Raw genomic sequence first — 15,288 nt, 5'->3', positions numbered from 1 at the left:
GTACAAGCTAGGACTCCCTTTGGGGACTCCTATGCTTTATAGTCTGGGAGGACACAAAAAATGAAAACAATAGCAATCACAGCAATACTAGCAATTGCAGCGCACTTCGCTGTTGGAGTATTAATGGCAAAAAGCGACACAATCGCTTCAATTAAATCTCACAATGCTAAAATTGAAATTGCAATGATTCAAAAATAAAAAGTTTAGCTCCCAAAGGGAAGCTTTCACCACGCATAGCGTGTGGCGAGAAGTTTCCCTTTTGGGGACTTCTTTGCCTATGGTTTAGGAGTATAAAAATGCTAAACGCTACAAAAAAAATATTAAATGATGTTAAAGCGCATTTAATAGAAAAAAATATAAGACCTGTAATCAAAATTTCTCGCCATTTTGAGGATAGACTCGTTGAACGTTTCAACGCAATGGTAGAGAGTTTTGACGAACAAGAGCTGACTCGTTTTGAGAGAACAGTTGAAAAAGCAATGGAAAAATTGCCGGTATCAAATGTTGCTCAAGAGTATGTTCACCCAGCTTACGGCATCTGCATAGTTGCTAAAAAGCTAGGTGTAAATTACTTAGAATTAGTAACTTGCTATAAAAAGGAGCCAACATGCTAATTATTAAAGGATATATTGTCCTAATGGTAGCAATTGGCTTCATTATGATGATAAAAAGTCATTCATTCAAAAAGTTAAGTTTATGGAAGCAACTAATAGTTCTTACCATTTCACCTCTCCTGTTGACAAGAGAAATTTTCAAAGACTTTAAAAAGGAGTTAAAATGATTAAAATTGTAAAAAAATCGTCTGGGGAATATATCCTTAGATGTGGCGCAATTGAAAACTCTATAGCTCCTTTGGAGTTAAGAGAGGTTTCTCGAAACAAAGTTAAGCCATTGAAAAATTGCTATTGCGGAATTCTTCGCAATATCTCTTTCAATGGCGAAATGGAGGTGAAGCTTGCGTCTTGAATATGATATAGAAGCATTGGAGGCTATCTCTGTACAGGATGTAGTTATCGCTTTAGGCGGTAGATATCCAAAGGACAGAGAGCCTGGAATGCCTCAGTATAATATGTCTTGTTGCAATGGCAATTTTCACAAAGAAGGCGATAAAAAACCTTCCATGACAATATATAAAAGCAAAAACATTTGCAAATGTCATGTGTGCGGCACAGCGGGGAATCCGATATCTGTCGCAAAGAGCATGCTAGGTGATTTCAAAAAAGCTTGCGAATGGCTGCACGATACTTTCAGTATTCCGTATAAAAGCGGCAGCAATTACAGTAAGCCAAAGAAATTTCAAGCTCCAAAACCAAAACAAACAGAGTATATAAGATTTGACAAGAGTCTTGGTTTTACCCATGTTGAGGTGAGAGAGTTTGTAAAGAGATATGATCGACTAAATAAAGAGCAGAAGCTTAAGTTGGTATACACATACCTTTACCGCTTCAGCCTTACAACTAATCATACAAAATTAAAGAACTACTACAGCTCAAGAGGAATTGAAAACAATCTTCACATATCAAAAATAGGCTTTTTGTCTGAAGATGATATAAAAATTGTAGTAGATAAATTAATTGCTGTTTTCAAGATAGAGGATTTAATAGAGTTTGGCATATTAAATGATGCCTCTCACAAATACTTTCCTCTTCAATGGAAACAAATTAAGAACTGTTTGCTTGTTCCATCATTCAGTATACATACTGATTTGGTAGAAGGTTTTATGCTTCGCCCAATAGATGAGAGTAATAAATGGTTTAAAGGCAAAGAGAGCAGATTGTCTGTTCCCTCAATTCTAAAGCCTTTTCCTTTTGGAGTTGGCTACGGGGTCCTCTCAAAAGAGTGTGATATTTATATTGCAGAGGGTCACATTGACGCACTCTCTCTTCCTAAAAACAGCTGTTTTATCGCAACTCCTGGTATTCAGGCTTTCGAGCCGGAACAACTTGGTATCTTGCAAGGCCGTAACATTAAATTGGTCTTTGATCAAGATGATGCAGGGCAACAAGCAGCATGGGGTTTTACAACGCTTGAGTTTCTAGGTCAAACTATGACTGTTTTACATAGTCAGAAGGATGATTTAGAGGCAACAGTCAGATTGCTGAAATCTCAAAATGTTGAGGTGTCTCAAATAGTTCACGAGGGTTTTGTTTCAAAGCTCTATAAGGCAGGTGTTAAATCTGTTGAGGTGATTACTTGGGATAAAAAACTTGGTAAAGATGTTAATGATTTACTTATTAATGGAAATTTATCAAAAGTCTTTAAAGGATAAATCATGGAATACATAGAAGTATTTCTCGGATTTTCGTTATTTATTTTTCTCACTGCATGGTGGGCAAAAGTTATTTAACTTTCCGGAAAGATAGAAAACCAGTTTAACTCCAAAAGGGAGTTCATAGCACACGAAAGTGTATAAGCTAGGACTCCCTTTGGGGACTCCTATGCTTTTAAGTCTAGGGAGACAAACAAATGAAAAATCAAAACAGAAAAATTGTAAACAAATCGCTGATTAAAGCGATTGTCCATTCCATTATCGCTCCGGTGGTAATTTTTATAGCAATGCTATTTGTTGATAAAAGCATGTCGCTGGTAAGCGTGATAGGGTGGTATATCTTCACAATAACGCTGTATGCAACTACAAAAGAGAAGCAATTAACAGCATATTTCTTTTTTAATATTTTAAAAGGGATTATTGCATTTATTCTCATAGCACTGCTGCTGGGGATTAATTAAAAAGCTTCGTCAAAAAATCTACTTAATCTTGGAAATCTATTGCTTCTTGCAACAATAAGGTAAAAAGCAGACATCAGTATTGATACAAGCAACATGCCGTATTGGTGAAGCATTACTAGAATAAAAGATAAGAGCAGAATTGTAGAGATAGCAAATGCTTTCATTGAGTACCTTGGTGTATTTTTTATGAAAGTATAACACAAAACAAAAGTTGCCATTTTTGGCCAGCCCACAAAGGGGATATGTTCTATCCCTTTGGGGTAGGTGTATTTCCTTTTTTACAAGGAAACAAAAATGAAAGCACATATTTTAAGCGCGGCAATATCTGTATTAATAGCAATAATGCTGTTTTATACAATCTATTTGCCGGTAATTACAGAGAAAAAATCCGAAGTAAACTTTATGAAAAAAGAGTTTGAAAAAGCAGACTTGCTTCAAACTCATCAAGAGTAGAAAAGGATGAGTAGTGCACAATATAAAAGAAGTATCTTTTGTGACAATCTTTTCACTGTTTCTCGATGCTTTACATTTTAATGTAAAAGTGACAAAAGCAGTAAATGGTCTAAGAGCAAAAGGCAAAAACAAACAATTTCGCCTAATCCAATCCACAAAAAAAATAGTTTTAACAGAGTATGGAGCCAAATTTAATGGCTTTGAATATGAAAAAGTTGAAAATGTTTTTGTATATAAAATCGTGGAAGATTTAGGAGATATAAAGGTGGTAGATGAGAATAACAGATCAATCATTCGGTTGACAGATTCACATGCTATCCTGAAAATAGAGTCTACGCATCCAAAGCAGAATAATGCTGTTTCATTGGGAAATGCGTCAAACTCATTAGATTACAAAGAGTTAAAAGAGGAGAAATCTTATGCAACTCTTTTTTAGCAAAGTTGGTCATTAAGACTTAAAACCCATGAGGGAGTAGAAACTATTCCCTCTGGGGATAGGTCTGCTTTCTTTTTAAATTAGAAGGTATAAAAATGAAAAACTTAATTGATGTAAAAAAACATTCGTCGTCCGTAATGAATCTGATTGCAACAGTGCAGTTAAAAAAATATGGCGTTGAGTGTTATTTTGAAAATGCAGCGACAGCTATTGCTCTTGGTGCAAGCAGAAGCGAAGTATTGGAAGGCTTGAAGAAAGATATCGACAAAACTGCCGGTAATATTTTAAGAGCGCAGCCAATTATACACTCAATCCAAAATGGAGTGGTAACAGAGTTTGACTCTATTTACAATTCCGTTGAGGAGGTATTTGGATCTTGTTATGACAAAGAAAAAGAGATTATTACCCTTAGTGGTATTTCTTTTGATCTAAACAACTCTCAATACTACACAAAAAGTGCTATGTCTGAACAAATCTTAAAAAATCTGTTTGACATTGAAAGAAAAGAACTCAATGCTGTTCTTAAAACTCTCTCTAAATATGAAGCAGTAAAAACAGATATCGAAAGAGCTATCTTGTATCCATCCACTATTTTAGCAGATGAGATTATCAGCAAGGTGGCTGCTGAAGATGTTAAGTTTGAATCGTTTCGCAAAGAGATGAGTGATACAGAAAAAGAAGAGTTCGATAAAACATTCAAAAGAACAGGCGTAACAGGTGTAATTCAAAATTCTACCTATATTGATGCAAAAGGGGTTAAGCAATTAGCACCTTCACATAAGCAAAAAGATACGATGGAACTTACAAATCTGTTGGCATCCGGTTCTTTGAAATATATTGAAGCTGTTGAAATTGATGGTGACGGCTCTCTTGAGAAAATGACAAATCTTGTTAAGCAGATTGAAGAGTTAAAACTCAACACAAGTGTAAAATTTACACTCAAAGCGAGAAAACTCGGAAACCTAAAAGCAAGAGGTGTGTTCTTTCAGAATCAGCTAATTGTTGCTGAAGATGTAAGAGATACATCGGCTATCATTCATGAGATAGGCCACTTGATTCATTTAACTCGTTTTGAGGAGAATAAATTTGTTAATTATATGATTGACAAGCTGACTCCAATGATAGAGCTTGATGATGAAATATCGCCAACTAAGGAAAACTACTATAAAAAGCCAACTGAAGTTGTAGCACGAGCTTGTGAAATTGCAGGCTTGTTTGCAAAAGAAGATGGCAGATTGGTAATAGATGACAGTAACTTTGAGATAATTAAAAGTAGAGAGTTTTATACTCAATACAAAGGAATTTATTTCAACTTTACTGATTTTGACAAAACAACAAAAGATGAGTTATTAGCTCTATTTGAACTATTTTATGAGACTGGCCCAGATGAGGTTGTAGAGAGCAGATATGATAATTTTATTAAAATAGATACTCAATACACAAAAACCAAAAAAGAGCTCAGTTTCTACGAAATGATAAAAAGAGAGCAGCTAAAAGCAATCAAGGAGTTAAAAGCCTTGTATGCTTTAGTAAATACTCAAAACATCAATTTGATATTCAGCAATAGAGGAAATGCTTCTATCGAGGAACTTGCTAAACAAATATTGACGAATATTAAATATTGCGGAAACCATAAAGAGAGAATGACTGCTCCTGAATGGATGGAAGTGATTGAGAACAAATCTGGTGTAATTAATTTTGCATTAGATCAAGTTAAAAAAGAACTTTCTGAAAAAGAGTGGATACTTTTTCTTTATGATCTAAAAAAGAATGCTTGGAGTTCTATCGAAAGAGAAATTTTCTTTTACGGTTTTAGTGATAAATTTGCAAGAGCATTGCGAAAAGTGTTTAGAGAAAATGAAACACCGGAACATGATGTGATTGTGGAGTTTAGAACATCTGTTATGAGTAAAAATATAGGCGCTCTATTGACACCTAAATTCTTAGCAGATTATGAACTCACAAAAGAGATCTTAGAAAAAGAGCCTCAAGCAATTAAATATATAAATGCCGATTACCTCAGCAGAGACCTTTTAAGAAACCTCAATACTGTGGTCCTTGAAAACTCTGACAACATTAGAGGCTATATTAATCCGGCATTGGGAGACGATGAAGAGTTTATGAAATATGCTGTAGAAAAAGACAGACTGGCAATGACACATACCAAAGAGTTAAGAAACAACAAAGAGTTTATGCTCTGGTTTTTTGAAACTCACGGGTATGAAAACAACTTGGCATTTTTAGGAGATTCTCTTAAAGATGATGAAGTGTTCGCAAAACCTATTGTTAAAGAAAACAGCACATACTTAAACTTTTTTACTCAAAGAGTTCAAGATCTTTTGGATGAAAATCCGCAAGAGAGAGAACTTAAAAAACTAGAAGGTGCCAAAGCAGGACTTCGTAAAAAGATTGCGAAAGAGACAAAAAGCATGAAGGTGCTAGAGATTCTTTCAAAGGACAAAAATTACGATGTGCGTGCCGAAGTTGCAAAAAACGAGCACACTGCATATGGTACATTGCTGAAGTTGGCAAAATTAAAAAACCGATGGGTTAGAACGGCTTTAGCAAGCAATAAAAACACCCCAGAAAGTGTTATAACAATACTATCCAAAGAGGATGACGAGTATGTGCTTGCTGAACTTGCAAAAAATATTGTTGTAGGCCAAAAACAACTACTGAAACTTTCAAAAAACAAATACAGATGGGTTCAATGGTCTGTTCTTCAAAATCCAAATATTCAAAACTTCAAACTTCCAGTAAAAATACATAGGGAGATTGTAGGAAATTGCATAAGAGGGGATGAAGAATATTTCCATCATGAAATCAAATCAAATTCAAATTTTGAAGGAAGTTTTGGATTCTTTGATGATTTAGCCAATAATTGCGAACAGTATAACCTTAACGATGGTTTTGAAGAAGTGTTTGCAAAATTGGCTGCAGATATCAGGGATCATAAATTCAAAAATGATACAGAGAATTCCAAAGTTGAAACACAAGCAGAAGGAAATACATCAATTGTAACAGAAGATGCAGCTCGCGATTTTGAAACTCTGGTAGAGCAGGATGAGGCTATTGACTACAGCTCTTTGATAGAGCAGGGTGAAGTTGTAGATTTTGAGAGAACTGACGGAAAGGGTGTCGAAAAAGTTTTGAAAATTAAAGCTGAGATTGAAGATTTTAGATCCTTTAATCAATATATGAGATCAAACAAAATGGGGTACTATTCTCGCTTTGCAAAAGGTTTTATTCTCTATGAGGAGTATGCAAAAGAGCTGCTTGGTAAATTATCAAGCGATTCTAAAAAAGCCGCATCTGTGGCTGCTACTCTCTATAGTGCTGATTTGCTTCAAAACTTTGCCAACGGCACACTCTTTTAAGGAGATAAGATGTTTGAAACCATGTGGAATCAATTCATTTGTTTTTATCTCCATCACAAGATACTGTTTTGGTTAATTGTGGTCGAAGCCTTTCCGCTGCTTTTAATGCTAAGGAATGGTTTGGCACTGTTGGCTGAAAAAACAGTTGATAGCTGTGTAGACAATGCAGAACGAGAAAGAAATGTGGCCAGTATATTATACTTCTTTAAAGACCTTGGTCCAAATACGGCTTCTTTCTCAATAGTGACTCTTATAGTGGATATGGGCAGTGATGATGGGTTTCAAACTGCAACAGTTTGGATATTGACCATTGTCTTCTTTGTTGGTATAATACTAAAAGAAAAGAGTAGAAGATATATCAATATTTTTTACGAAACACTTAAAGAGAAGAGGAGTCAACAATGGGAACGATCATCGGAACATTAATACTCGGCTCAATAATAGCTTTTTTAACAATAGGCGCTTCCACCCTGGAAAAAGACCTTAAAAAGCTACAGAAACACAAACACTAAAAATCCCATAACTTAAAATTGTTAAATTTTAAACACTGATTAGGTTCAGAGGGATTTTTGCGCAATAAAAGGAATATTATGGCAAAGATTGATAGACTTCGAGAAGAAGCAATAGAATTGAGGACAAGAATGTTTTTTGTACTCGGTTTAATTGCTGTCTTTTTTGGAGGTTTCGGAAGTCTTTATATTAAATTAGTTGAAAAAAGTAGCGGAATGATTATTGCCGGAATGTTTGTATTATTGATTTTAATTCCTTTTCTGGCTATAATTTATTATAAAATTAGAGTATCTTACTTTGAAAAACTTAATGAATTAGAACTTGAAAAAGGATAGAATATGGACAACATTCAAATAATTGGTAGCGTGTTGATGGCAATTGCTGTTTTAATGTTTGTAGGTTTTTTATACTACTTTTACCAAAGCAATTCTAACCATTCCCACTCCAAATAACTAAAATCCCCCTAGCTTAAAACTGTTAAATTTTAAACACTGATTAAGTTCAGAGGGATTTTTAATGTCAAAAAAGTTTAACTCCAAAAGGGAGTTTTAGCACACCGAAAGGTATAAGCTAGGACTCCCTTGGGGACTCCTATGCTTTATTATAGTCTGGGAGGACTTTTTTATTATGTCAAAATTAAAAAACAGAAGAGTATGGGGAATTGAATTACCTTTATTATTAAAAGGTACTGAATCTCCCTATATTAATTATGGTGAATCGCGTTATGGATATATTTCATGGAAAGATTTTCTTGAAGATTTACCAACAATAAAGATACCAAAAATAGGTCCTAGAGGTGGAGAGTCATGGATTGATATTAAGCAAGCAATTGCATTTGATAGAAATATCTATAACCTTGCCATAAATTTTACAGATGCGGAGTTCTTGAAAATTTATTTTGAGAACACTTTTTTAAATATTGATGGAATGATTATCAATTTTAAAGAAGGAAGTTATCTGTTGGAAAAATGGGATTTTGTAAAACTTCAAAACGGAAGCATGAAATACACAGTAGTGGATAAATTCAAAGGTGGAACGATTAAATTCAACACCAATGGTGTCCAAAAATTCTCTGTGTGGAAAAATGGCAAATGCTTGGAAGATAGATTTACCTCTATTGACGATGCAACAGAATTTATTTCCCAAGGAGGACTTCATGTGTAAAATACCAAAAATCAACTCGGGATATCAAGTGCTCTTAAAAGAGGTGCTGCCTGTGGTTGAAAACTTCAAAGAAGATATCACAGAACACGACAAGCTGTTGCTAACTGGATATGAAGGAGATTTTATTTCTCTTTATAGAGAGTCAGGCACACACTTGTTTAGATGTGATACATTAAAAGATCTTGCAAATTGGAACTATAAAAATATTCCCGAGTCAATACAATTGTCTTACGAAGGGCTGCTTGCAATGGTTAAAATGAATCAAAATTACATCTATGTAAAAGATGATACATTTAAGCCAATTACGGCAGCAGAAGTTGAAGCAATAATGTCTCAAAAACATAAAGATGCTTTGTATTTTTATGAAAACTCATTTAAGAAAATGAACTTTGATGGCATGGCTGCAACAATTGAATTTTTTATGGTTCAGTATGGAAGAAAGTGGAAAAGCAACTTTGTAAAAGAGTGGGAGGGCAGTTATTGTTCACCAGAAACTCAAAGAATCCGTAACCACTTCGGTATGGATTTTTTAAAAACTATAAAGTTTCAAACAAAACAAGAAGAGATCAGAAAATCTCTTATTAATTTTTATATGAAGGATAGATAATGAGTTATGAATTAATAGAAGTAAAAGGCAGATGGAATGATGACTACCTGGATGCAGAAGGTGTTTTTACAAATACGGCTGCAATTGGTGTATATGACGGCTCTTTTAATGACGACCATATTTTTTATTGGTTTGATGACAAAGACAAAGTTATTGGAAACCAGGGGGACTTCACTATTGTGTCTTTTATAACAGAAGATATTGTGTTTGCAATAAAATCTAGTGGATTAACTCAGGATTACAGACCAAATGTTGTAATACAGCGCGATGGAGAATCAATTCCGTTGTGGTACCACACAACATTTTACAAACCTGGTCCCGCTTTAGAATACATAGGAACTCTTTATGAGAGTGGAGTATTACAAAGCGATATTGATGATGGCCTGTGGCTAACACTTCAAGAATTGAGAGAGGTATAGTCATGGAAGAGTTTCAACAAAAACTTGAAACCATCAAGATGTAAGAAAAAATGATGAGGTGTATAAAAAACAAAGAGATATTCTAGCAAAAGTAATAAGTAAAAGCATGAAAACCTCAACGGTTGTTATGTTAAGAGCTTACGGCTTTATAGATGAGCGTCTCAAAGAAACAATCAATCGACTTTATTGGAGTTTGACGGCCACAGACTATTGCCATTTACATATCGAAAAAGATATAAATTACGGTATTGACTGGTTTCAAAAATTTAAAGTCGCCTAATAGATACGAATTAGTTTAGCACCCCCATTCGGGATGCTCTGACCGCATAAACATATGTGGCTAGAAGCTCCCGAAAGGGACTCCTATGCCAAAATTTAAACATATGTTTATTTCTTTCATAGGAGTAAATTATGAATGCTAAAGAAATTACAATAAAAAACATTGAGGCAAATGGGTTTCGCATTGGAAAGGCTGTAAAAGGTAAAGGGTATGAGCTTTATGAAGCTCCATATCATTTTGTGTATGGCTGGGGAATATTGAAGGATGATAAAAAGAAAGCATTTATCCTTGATAAAATCTCTAAATCCAATATAAACAACCTGTTCGTAAAAGATATATGGATTGCAGCAGACTCCAAAAAACACTTTCAGTATGAAAGCAAAGAACAAGCGCAATCACAAATCAAATTACAAGAATTGATAGACAAAAAGTTTGAAGGTGTAAGTGAAATAACAATTTACTATGCTCCAGATAAGCTTCTTGGCTATTTTCCAATCACGAAATACAAAAGTGATATCAATTCTCAAGCAGAGATGATAAAAAATCTTTTAAAGTTTGACAAAAAAGAACTTTACAAAGATGAGCTCTTCGATTATGAGGATGAGTGGGAATATGATGACGACATAATTTCTTTCAACAGCAACGGCTATATTGGTGATTACTCACTGGTTCATGGCTCAGGCTATATGGAAGATAGATACAACTGTAAACACATCGATGGAAGGCTTGACAATTACAATGAAATGATTGTTGATGACTTCTGGCGAATGGATATTGAAGAGTGCATGAAAACACACTTTGAAGAACTTGATCCAAACGATAAACTCTGCGTCTATCACCGAAAAGGTAAAGATTGGCATGTTGGGCATCAATATGAATCCGAACAGATTATCTTGACCTATCGTGATGATGAGGGTGAAATTTATGAAGATGAGTTCTATGCTCTGTATTGTAAAAAAGATAAAGAGCTACAAGAAAAATTTGTCAAAATCATAGCTTCATGGAGAGATGATATTGATATGAAATCATATATTTACAATGAACTTGAGATTGGTGGATACGACAACAACTACTATAATGATAGTGTTGTGAACCAGACTCTTGTTGAGTTGATATATGAAGACAAAAATGATCTAGCAATCGAAATTGTTGAGAGTCTCCAATCTTGGGAACTTAAAACAATTAAAGAAGAGTTTGCAAAAACTTATTATGCAATCATTGGCAAGGCAATTAAAGTGAAAGATGACTTAACGATTCAAATCACAACAGTTCCTTGTCAATTTTCTTCAAAACCAAATGCTCCTCAAATAAAAACTTACAACCATTTGAAGCTTATAAAGCGATTGGAAAAAAGATATGACTATGAGCTTGTAAAAACAAGCATATCGGGTTCTTTAGACACCGTTCAATGGGCTATTAAGCAAGGTAACGAGGAGTACCATTTTGATATATGTGATGTAATAGCGCGCGATATTGATGGAACACAAACATTAAGAGAATTTATTGTTGAGGTGTTAGAGGCTTTAGAAAAAAGAAGACTTGAGAAAATTTCTCAAGCAGAACTTTTTGAAAAAGCTTCTCGTGTATTTATTGGTATTGCAGATTCAATACAAGCAGGAAACTGTGAGTATGGAACAAATCAGTTTATCGCAAAACATCATATTGATACAAGTAAGATTGGTGGCATCCGAGGTGATGTGCTGTTGGAAATGGAAAACTCAAGCTTTACAAAGCGAGCAGTAAACCATGCAATTATCGCGCACGGAGGATTGGCATCATGATTGATTATAAAAAAGTAAGAAACAAAAAATTTGTTTATGTTGTATCGTTTTACGATGGACGCATTGATGGCTGTAAATACAGTGTTGAAAAAATAAATGTATCCTACTCTGGCTTTATAGCAACCGTAGGTACAAAATATTTCGCAACTTTTGAAACAGCGGATAATCTTGCAAAAAGGTTAAATGCTCAAAGCCTTAATGAAGGAGATCAAAAATGAAACAATACACAAAAAAACAAATTCATGATGCAATGAAACGATTTCTTGATGTTGATTTTGAACAAAGAACTACAGTGGACGGAAGAGACAGTCTGGTTTACGCGACAAGCAACGAAAATTTTAAGATATTTGTTGATTTATCAACAGGTATGTTTTCAGGCTTTGAAGTAGAAACTAGGAGAATTACTCCTCCACACGGTTCAATTCAGTCGATCAAAGGAATGTAAGATGCATACAGTATACGAAGGAACTCTTGAGAGCTGCTTGGCTTTTATTCGTTCCGAAGAAGAAAATGATGAAACCTTATGTTTTGATTTGGTTCAAAGCAATATATCTAATACGCTTTTTTATGTAAAAGAGTTGGATGGATATGATATATATCAAGGTTCGTATTAAAAACGAAGTCATTTAATACTCAAGGGTGTTAAAATACTTCACATTAGTTGCTACCCAGTAGCTCACAAACCCTATGCGGGAAGACACATCAAGTCATACCCGTAAGGGTTGGTGTGTTCTGAATTCTTTAAAGGATTAATTATGGCAACTGAAAATACAAACAATAAAGAAATTGTAGAAATAAGATACATCCTGCCAGGACTGATAACTGCACAGAAGCCAGAAGATTTTGAGGCAATGAGCAAGAAGCAAAGAGAAGGTTGGGCTTTTGATATATTGTCTGATAAAACAGATTTTGAATTAGTCAAAGGAACTTACACTCTTGAAAATAATAATGGCTCAGACCGTTGTTTACAAGATGCACACAAAGTTTATGATGAAACACCCTATGTTGAAGCAATAGCATCAGGATGCGGTGAAAAACTTCATTATACAACTTCACTGTGGAACACTTATTCTGAGCAACTTGGAAAACAAAAAAACGCAATAAGTGTTGAAATGTTTAAGGTGCTGTTGGAAAAGGCAGATGTAATTACTATTGATGGAAGTCCATATTGTTTCATGTGGGATTTTAAGGATGACTATTTGTTGTCTACAAAATATGAAGAAGATGGATTTTTATATAAAATCAATATAGATGAAGACAATATCCTTGGGATATTTAAAGAAAATGAAGAATATAGATTAGTTTGTGAAAACACAGATTATAAAGTATCTCTCCATACGCTTGGCACTCTTTAGGATATGGTTATGAAAAGTTTAAAAATAATGCGTCTAACACAACAAAATCTTAATTATGTTTCTGAAAGATTGGAAACAAATTGGAATGGCGATTTTGATGGAAGTATGATTGATATGTGTATCGACAAAGCTTTTCCAAAATGGGTTAGAATTGGAGTAGAAGAGAAAAAGAAAGAAGTTTTGTATTTTAACAAAGAACTTTTTACTGATTTCTTGCTCTCCAATCCAAAATACAAAGACTTGGCACAAAAAGCATACACTGAGTATAAAAACAGTGATGGCTATGATGAGTATGAGTATTATTTGGACCATATGGAATCAATTATTGATGATTATCATTTATCATCTTGCACAAAATACATTAGCGCTTATGATTTTATTTTAGATGTGCTATTGCCAAAAAAAACAAAAAAAGTCTATTGTAGCTGTTGTGATAGTGCATATGCCACTGTTGTAGATGGAGGTCAAAATAGCTTATATATTTGTACTATGTGCAGAGAAAATGAGCCAAAAAGATTTCAAAACATCGACAACACCATCGACATTAAAAATGCAATAGATTATGGAAATGACTAAAACAGAATATTGATTAATTCAAATGAATGTTTTAGTAATAAAAACTTGCTCATAGAGCCAACCCCATACAGGGACAAGACATACCATGTCAAATCCCTGTAGGGATTGGTATGTCTTTTTTAACCTATAAAGGACAAATTATGACAGAAATAATAGTAACAGGTGAAGAAGTAACAACAGCGGTTTTGGAAGAGCTTAGAATTGATGAATATAATTCAGTAAGAGTTTTTGATAGAGACCGCGAGGTGATGCTTCACGATTTAAAAGTAGTTATCTATAACGAAGATGAAGATGAAGATTTGGAAAAATTTGAATGTGAAGATTGCGGATGCTACTTTATGGTTGAGGATAGAGATAGTTTTGAATGCCCAAATTGTCAAACAGATAACAATTCATTGAAAGAAGTTGCACTACAAGAGGTAACAGCCAGTAGAACTTTACATGGTTTAGAAAATGGATTGGCGTATTATAACTATGAAGGCGTTCACTTTAGAGTCTTTAAAAGCTTTAAGGATGGAGAATTATGGTTAGATACGGGTGATGACGATTATGTTATTGCTGAGTTTGACTGCGAGGATGCACTGGAAAACTATCTCATAAATAAAACAAAGGCATATGAAATAAAAGCCGGCAATAGAACATATTTTGTCAAAGAATATAAAGCTGGTGAGTTTGGGATATATGATGAAAAGGATAAGCTTCAGGCTGATTGTTTTGAGAGTATTGAACATGCCCAAGAGTGGTTTGATAAAGAAATAAAAATCAATAAAAAGCTCAAAGTTTTAAATGATGCAATTTTTGCAACACTTGATAACGATGATGCAATGATTGATATTAGGCCATGTGTCTATTGTAAAGAAAATAATTCTACCCATTTTTTGTGTGATTCTTGCGGAGCGGGAATGTGTGATGATTGTTACGATTCCCACAAAGAACATACAGAACATTATCATGTACCACTAGAGGAGTGCGAGGGCAAACATATAGACTTGATTAAGAAAGTTTGTAATTGTGATGATCCTCAATACATATGTGAAACATGTATGAAAAAAGCACTCTCTTTAACACCGGAAGATTTTGCAAAAGAGGCGAATAAAATCCTCGAAGGAACAAACCTCAGAGCTGTAATTATTGAAACATCCGAACTTTACGGTGAAGATGGTGATGTGGATGAATATGATCCATACTATATGCAGCCAATGTACGAAGGGTATCTTGAGGACATAACAAATGAAGAGGAGATTGATAATGCAAGAACAGGAAGATATTGTTCTCTAGAATCAGTTTCAAAAGAACTCGAAGGTTTTGCACAAGACAGAAAAATCGGTTTCATCGCAAATGAGAGCAAAAAGCTTACAGGCACTCGATGGAAAGATAAAGAAAGTCTTGAAAACCATTTAAAAGAGTTATTTAAAATAGATCCTATTTTAGATGATGTGGACGAAAGCGGACTGGTAAGTGATTATGCATTTATTGGCTCTATCTTTCAAGACTATGGATATCTTGATATCTATTATCTTAAAATCCCGTTTAATAAAGCAGGTAGAGAAGAAACGATATATATAACTGAAGTAAATGTATCGTTTGAATAAAATAGTTA

At 34.3% G+C, this 15,288-nt stretch carries 21 protein-coding genes; all 21 read left to right on the top strand.

What is annotated here, in order from left to right:
- Window positions 1-60: 60 nt before the first annotated feature.
- A complete protein-coding gene (locus MLC44_RS07240; protein WP_188109488.1) occupies window positions 61-198 on the top strand; it encodes a hypothetical protein in 138 nt (45 codons plus the stop codon).
- A 98-nt stretch (window positions 199-296) separates the two neighbouring features.
- Window positions 297-614 (top strand): hypothetical protein, encoded by a 318-nt coding sequence (locus tag MLC44_RS07235; protein ID WP_152184444.1) that lies wholly within the window; start codon window positions 297-299, stop codon window positions 612-614.
- Window positions 615-777: 163 nt separating this feature from the next.
- Complete coding sequence (locus MLC44_RS07230) at window positions 778-966, top strand: hypothetical protein (RefSeq protein WP_434656684.1); 189 nt, start codon at window positions 778-780, stop codon at window positions 964-966.
- Window positions 956-2,269, top strand: a complete 1,314-nt coding sequence (locus tag MLC44_RS07225) for a toprim domain-containing protein (RefSeq protein WP_434656682.1) — start codon at window positions 956-958, stop codon at window positions 2,267-2,269. Before MLC44_RS07230 ends, MLC44_RS07225 begins: the two co-directional genes overlap by 11 nt.
- A gap of 197 nt (window positions 2,270-2,466) precedes the next feature.
- Window positions 2,467-2,730: a hypothetical protein gene (locus MLC44_RS07220; protein ID WP_152184442.1), complete on the top strand. Its 264-nt coding sequence runs from the start codon at window positions 2,467-2,469 to the stop codon at window positions 2,728-2,730.
- 294 nt (window positions 2,731-3,024) lie between these two features.
- Window positions 3,025-3,183: a hypothetical protein gene (locus tag MLC44_RS07215; RefSeq protein WP_434656679.1), complete on the top strand. Its 159-nt coding sequence runs from the start codon at window positions 3,025-3,027 to the stop codon at window positions 3,181-3,183.
- Window positions 3,184-3,196: 13 nt separating this feature from the next.
- Window positions 3,197-3,619, top strand: a complete 423-nt coding sequence (locus tag MLC44_RS07210) for a hypothetical protein (RefSeq protein WP_152184441.1) — start codon at window positions 3,197-3,199, stop codon at window positions 3,617-3,619.
- A 95-nt stretch (window positions 3,620-3,714) separates the two neighbouring features.
- Entirely contained in the window at window positions 3,715-6,996 is a 3,282-nt protein-coding gene (locus MLC44_RS07205) for a hypothetical protein (RefSeq protein ID WP_434656677.1), read from the top strand.
- Window positions 6,997-7,005: 9 nt separating this feature from the next.
- Entirely contained in the window at window positions 7,006-7,422 is a 417-nt protein-coding gene (locus MLC44_RS07200; protein WP_152184439.1) for a hypothetical protein, read from the top strand.
- Window positions 7,423-7,586: 164 nt separating this feature from the next.
- Entirely contained in the window at window positions 7,587-7,841 is a 255-nt protein-coding gene (locus tag MLC44_RS07195) for a hypothetical protein (RefSeq protein WP_152184438.1), read from the top strand.
- A gap of 292 nt (window positions 7,842-8,133) precedes the next feature.
- Complete coding sequence (locus MLC44_RS07190) at window positions 8,134-8,670, top strand: hypothetical protein (protein WP_152184437.1); 537 nt, start codon at window positions 8,134-8,136, stop codon at window positions 8,668-8,670.
- 52 nt (window positions 8,671-8,722) lie between these two features.
- Window positions 8,723-9,277 carry a hypothetical protein gene (locus MLC44_RS07185; RefSeq protein WP_434656673.1) on the top strand — a complete coding sequence of 185 codons (555 nt, stop codon included), beginning with the start codon at window positions 8,723-8,725 and terminating at the stop codon, window positions 9,275-9,277.
- Window positions 9,277-9,696, top strand: coding sequence for a hypothetical protein (locus MLC44_RS07180; protein ID WP_152184435.1), 420 nt, complete (start codon window positions 9,277-9,279; stop codon window positions 9,694-9,696). The genes MLC44_RS07185 and MLC44_RS07180 overlap by 1 nt, the downstream gene beginning before the upstream one ends.
- Window positions 9,697-9,802: 106 nt before the next feature.
- Window positions 9,803-9,976, top strand: a complete 174-nt coding sequence (locus MLC44_RS07175) for a hypothetical protein (RefSeq protein ID WP_434656670.1) — start codon at window positions 9,803-9,805, stop codon at window positions 9,974-9,976.
- A 131-nt stretch (window positions 9,977-10,107) separates the two neighbouring features.
- The gene (locus MLC44_RS07170) at window positions 10,108-11,757 is read left to right on the top strand and encodes a hypothetical protein (RefSeq protein WP_152184433.1); all 1,650 of its coding nucleotides are present in this window, start codon (window positions 10,108-10,110) and stop codon (window positions 11,755-11,757) included.
- Entirely contained in the window at window positions 11,754-11,975 is a 222-nt protein-coding gene (locus tag MLC44_RS07165; protein WP_434656668.1) for a hypothetical protein, read from the top strand. Before MLC44_RS07170 ends, MLC44_RS07165 begins: the two co-directional genes overlap by 4 nt.
- A complete protein-coding gene (locus MLC44_RS07160) occupies window positions 11,972-12,202 on the top strand; it encodes a hypothetical protein (protein WP_152184431.1) in 231 nt (76 codons plus the stop codon). The genes MLC44_RS07165 and MLC44_RS07160 overlap by 4 nt, the downstream gene beginning before the upstream one ends.
- A gap of 1 nt (window position 12,203) precedes the next feature.
- Complete coding sequence (locus tag MLC44_RS07155) at window positions 12,204-12,371, top strand: hypothetical protein (protein WP_434656666.1); 168 nt, start codon at window positions 12,204-12,206, stop codon at window positions 12,369-12,371.
- Between the two features lie 141 nt (window positions 12,372-12,512).
- Complete coding sequence (locus tag MLC44_RS07150; protein ID WP_434656664.1) at window positions 12,513-13,112, top strand: hypothetical protein; 600 nt, start codon at window positions 12,513-12,515, stop codon at window positions 13,110-13,112.
- A 9-nt stretch (window positions 13,113-13,121) separates the two neighbouring features.
- Entirely contained in the window at window positions 13,122-13,688 is a 567-nt protein-coding gene (locus tag MLC44_RS07145; RefSeq protein WP_434656663.1) for a hypothetical protein, read from the top strand.
- A gap of 140 nt (window positions 13,689-13,828) precedes the next feature.
- Window positions 13,829-15,280, top strand: coding sequence for a hypothetical protein (locus tag MLC44_RS07140; protein WP_152184428.1), 1,452 nt, complete (start codon window positions 13,829-13,831; stop codon window positions 15,278-15,280).
- The last annotated feature ends 8 nt before the right edge of the window (window positions 15,281-15,288 follow it).

This window comes from Sulfurimonas sp. NW9, from assembly GCF_051132275.1.
GTDB lineage: Bacteria > Campylobacterota > Campylobacteria > Campylobacterales > Sulfurimonadaceae > Sulfurimonas > Sulfurimonas hydrogeniphila.
The sequence above is the reverse complement of the archived record's forward strand: the minus strand, read 5'-3'. Positions and strand labels throughout refer to the sequence as shown.

Excerpts from the sequence above, each read along its gene's own strand:
- MLC44_RS07140 (WP_152184428.1), top strand. The coding sequence starts at position 13,829 with ATGACAGAAATAATAGTAACAGGTGAAGAAGTAACAACAGCGGTTTTG.
- MLC44_RS07240 (WP_188109488.1), top strand. The coding sequence starts at position 61 with ATGAAAACAATAGCAATCACAGCAATACTAGCAATTGCAGCGCACTTC.
- MLC44_RS07190 (WP_152184437.1), top strand. The coding sequence starts at position 8,134 with ATGTCAAAATTAAAAAACAGAAGAGTATGGGGAATTGAATTACCTTTA.
- MLC44_RS07235 (WP_152184444.1), top strand. The coding sequence starts at position 297 with ATGCTAAACGCTACAAAAAAAATATTAAATGATGTTAAAGCGCATTTA.
- MLC44_RS07155 (WP_434656666.1), top strand. The coding sequence starts at position 12,204 with ATGCATACAGTATACGAAGGAACTCTTGAGAGCTGCTTGGCTTTTATT.
- MLC44_RS07175 (WP_434656670.1), top strand. The coding sequence starts at position 9,803 with ATGAAAACCTCAACGGTTGTTATGTTAAGAGCTTACGGCTTTATAGAT.
- MLC44_RS07215 (WP_434656679.1), top strand. The coding sequence starts at position 3,025 with ATGAAAGCACATATTTTAAGCGCGGCAATATCTGTATTAATAGCAATA.
- MLC44_RS07170 (WP_152184433.1), top strand. The coding sequence starts at position 10,108 with ATGAATGCTAAAGAAATTACAATAAAAAACATTGAGGCAAATGGGTTT.
- MLC44_RS07220 (WP_152184442.1), top strand. The coding sequence starts at position 2,467 with ATGAAAAATCAAAACAGAAAAATTGTAAACAAATCGCTGATTAAAGCG.
- MLC44_RS07205 (WP_434656677.1), top strand. The coding sequence starts at position 3,715 with ATGAAAAACTTAATTGATGTAAAAAAACATTCGTCGTCCGTAATGAAT.
- MLC44_RS07230 (WP_434656684.1), top strand. The coding sequence starts at position 778 with ATGATTAAAATTGTAAAAAAATCGTCTGGGGAATATATCCTTAGATGT.
- MLC44_RS07195 (WP_152184438.1), top strand. The coding sequence starts at position 7,587 with ATGGCAAAGATTGATAGACTTCGAGAAGAAGCAATAGAATTGAGGACA.
- MLC44_RS07165 (WP_434656668.1), top strand. The coding sequence starts at position 11,754 with ATGATTGATTATAAAAAAGTAAGAAACAAAAAATTTGTTTATGTTGTA.
- MLC44_RS07180 (WP_152184435.1), top strand. The coding sequence starts at position 9,277 with ATGAGTTATGAATTAATAGAAGTAAAAGGCAGATGGAATGATGACTAC.
- MLC44_RS07150 (WP_434656664.1), top strand. The coding sequence starts at position 12,513 with ATGGCAACTGAAAATACAAACAATAAAGAAATTGTAGAAATAAGATAC.
- MLC44_RS07145 (WP_434656663.1), top strand. The coding sequence starts at position 13,122 with ATGAAAAGTTTAAAAATAATGCGTCTAACACAACAAAATCTTAATTAT.
- MLC44_RS07200 (WP_152184439.1), top strand. The coding sequence starts at position 7,006 with ATGTTTGAAACCATGTGGAATCAATTCATTTGTTTTTATCTCCATCAC.
- MLC44_RS07160 (WP_152184431.1), top strand. The coding sequence starts at position 11,972 with ATGAAACAATACACAAAAAAACAAATTCATGATGCAATGAAACGATTT.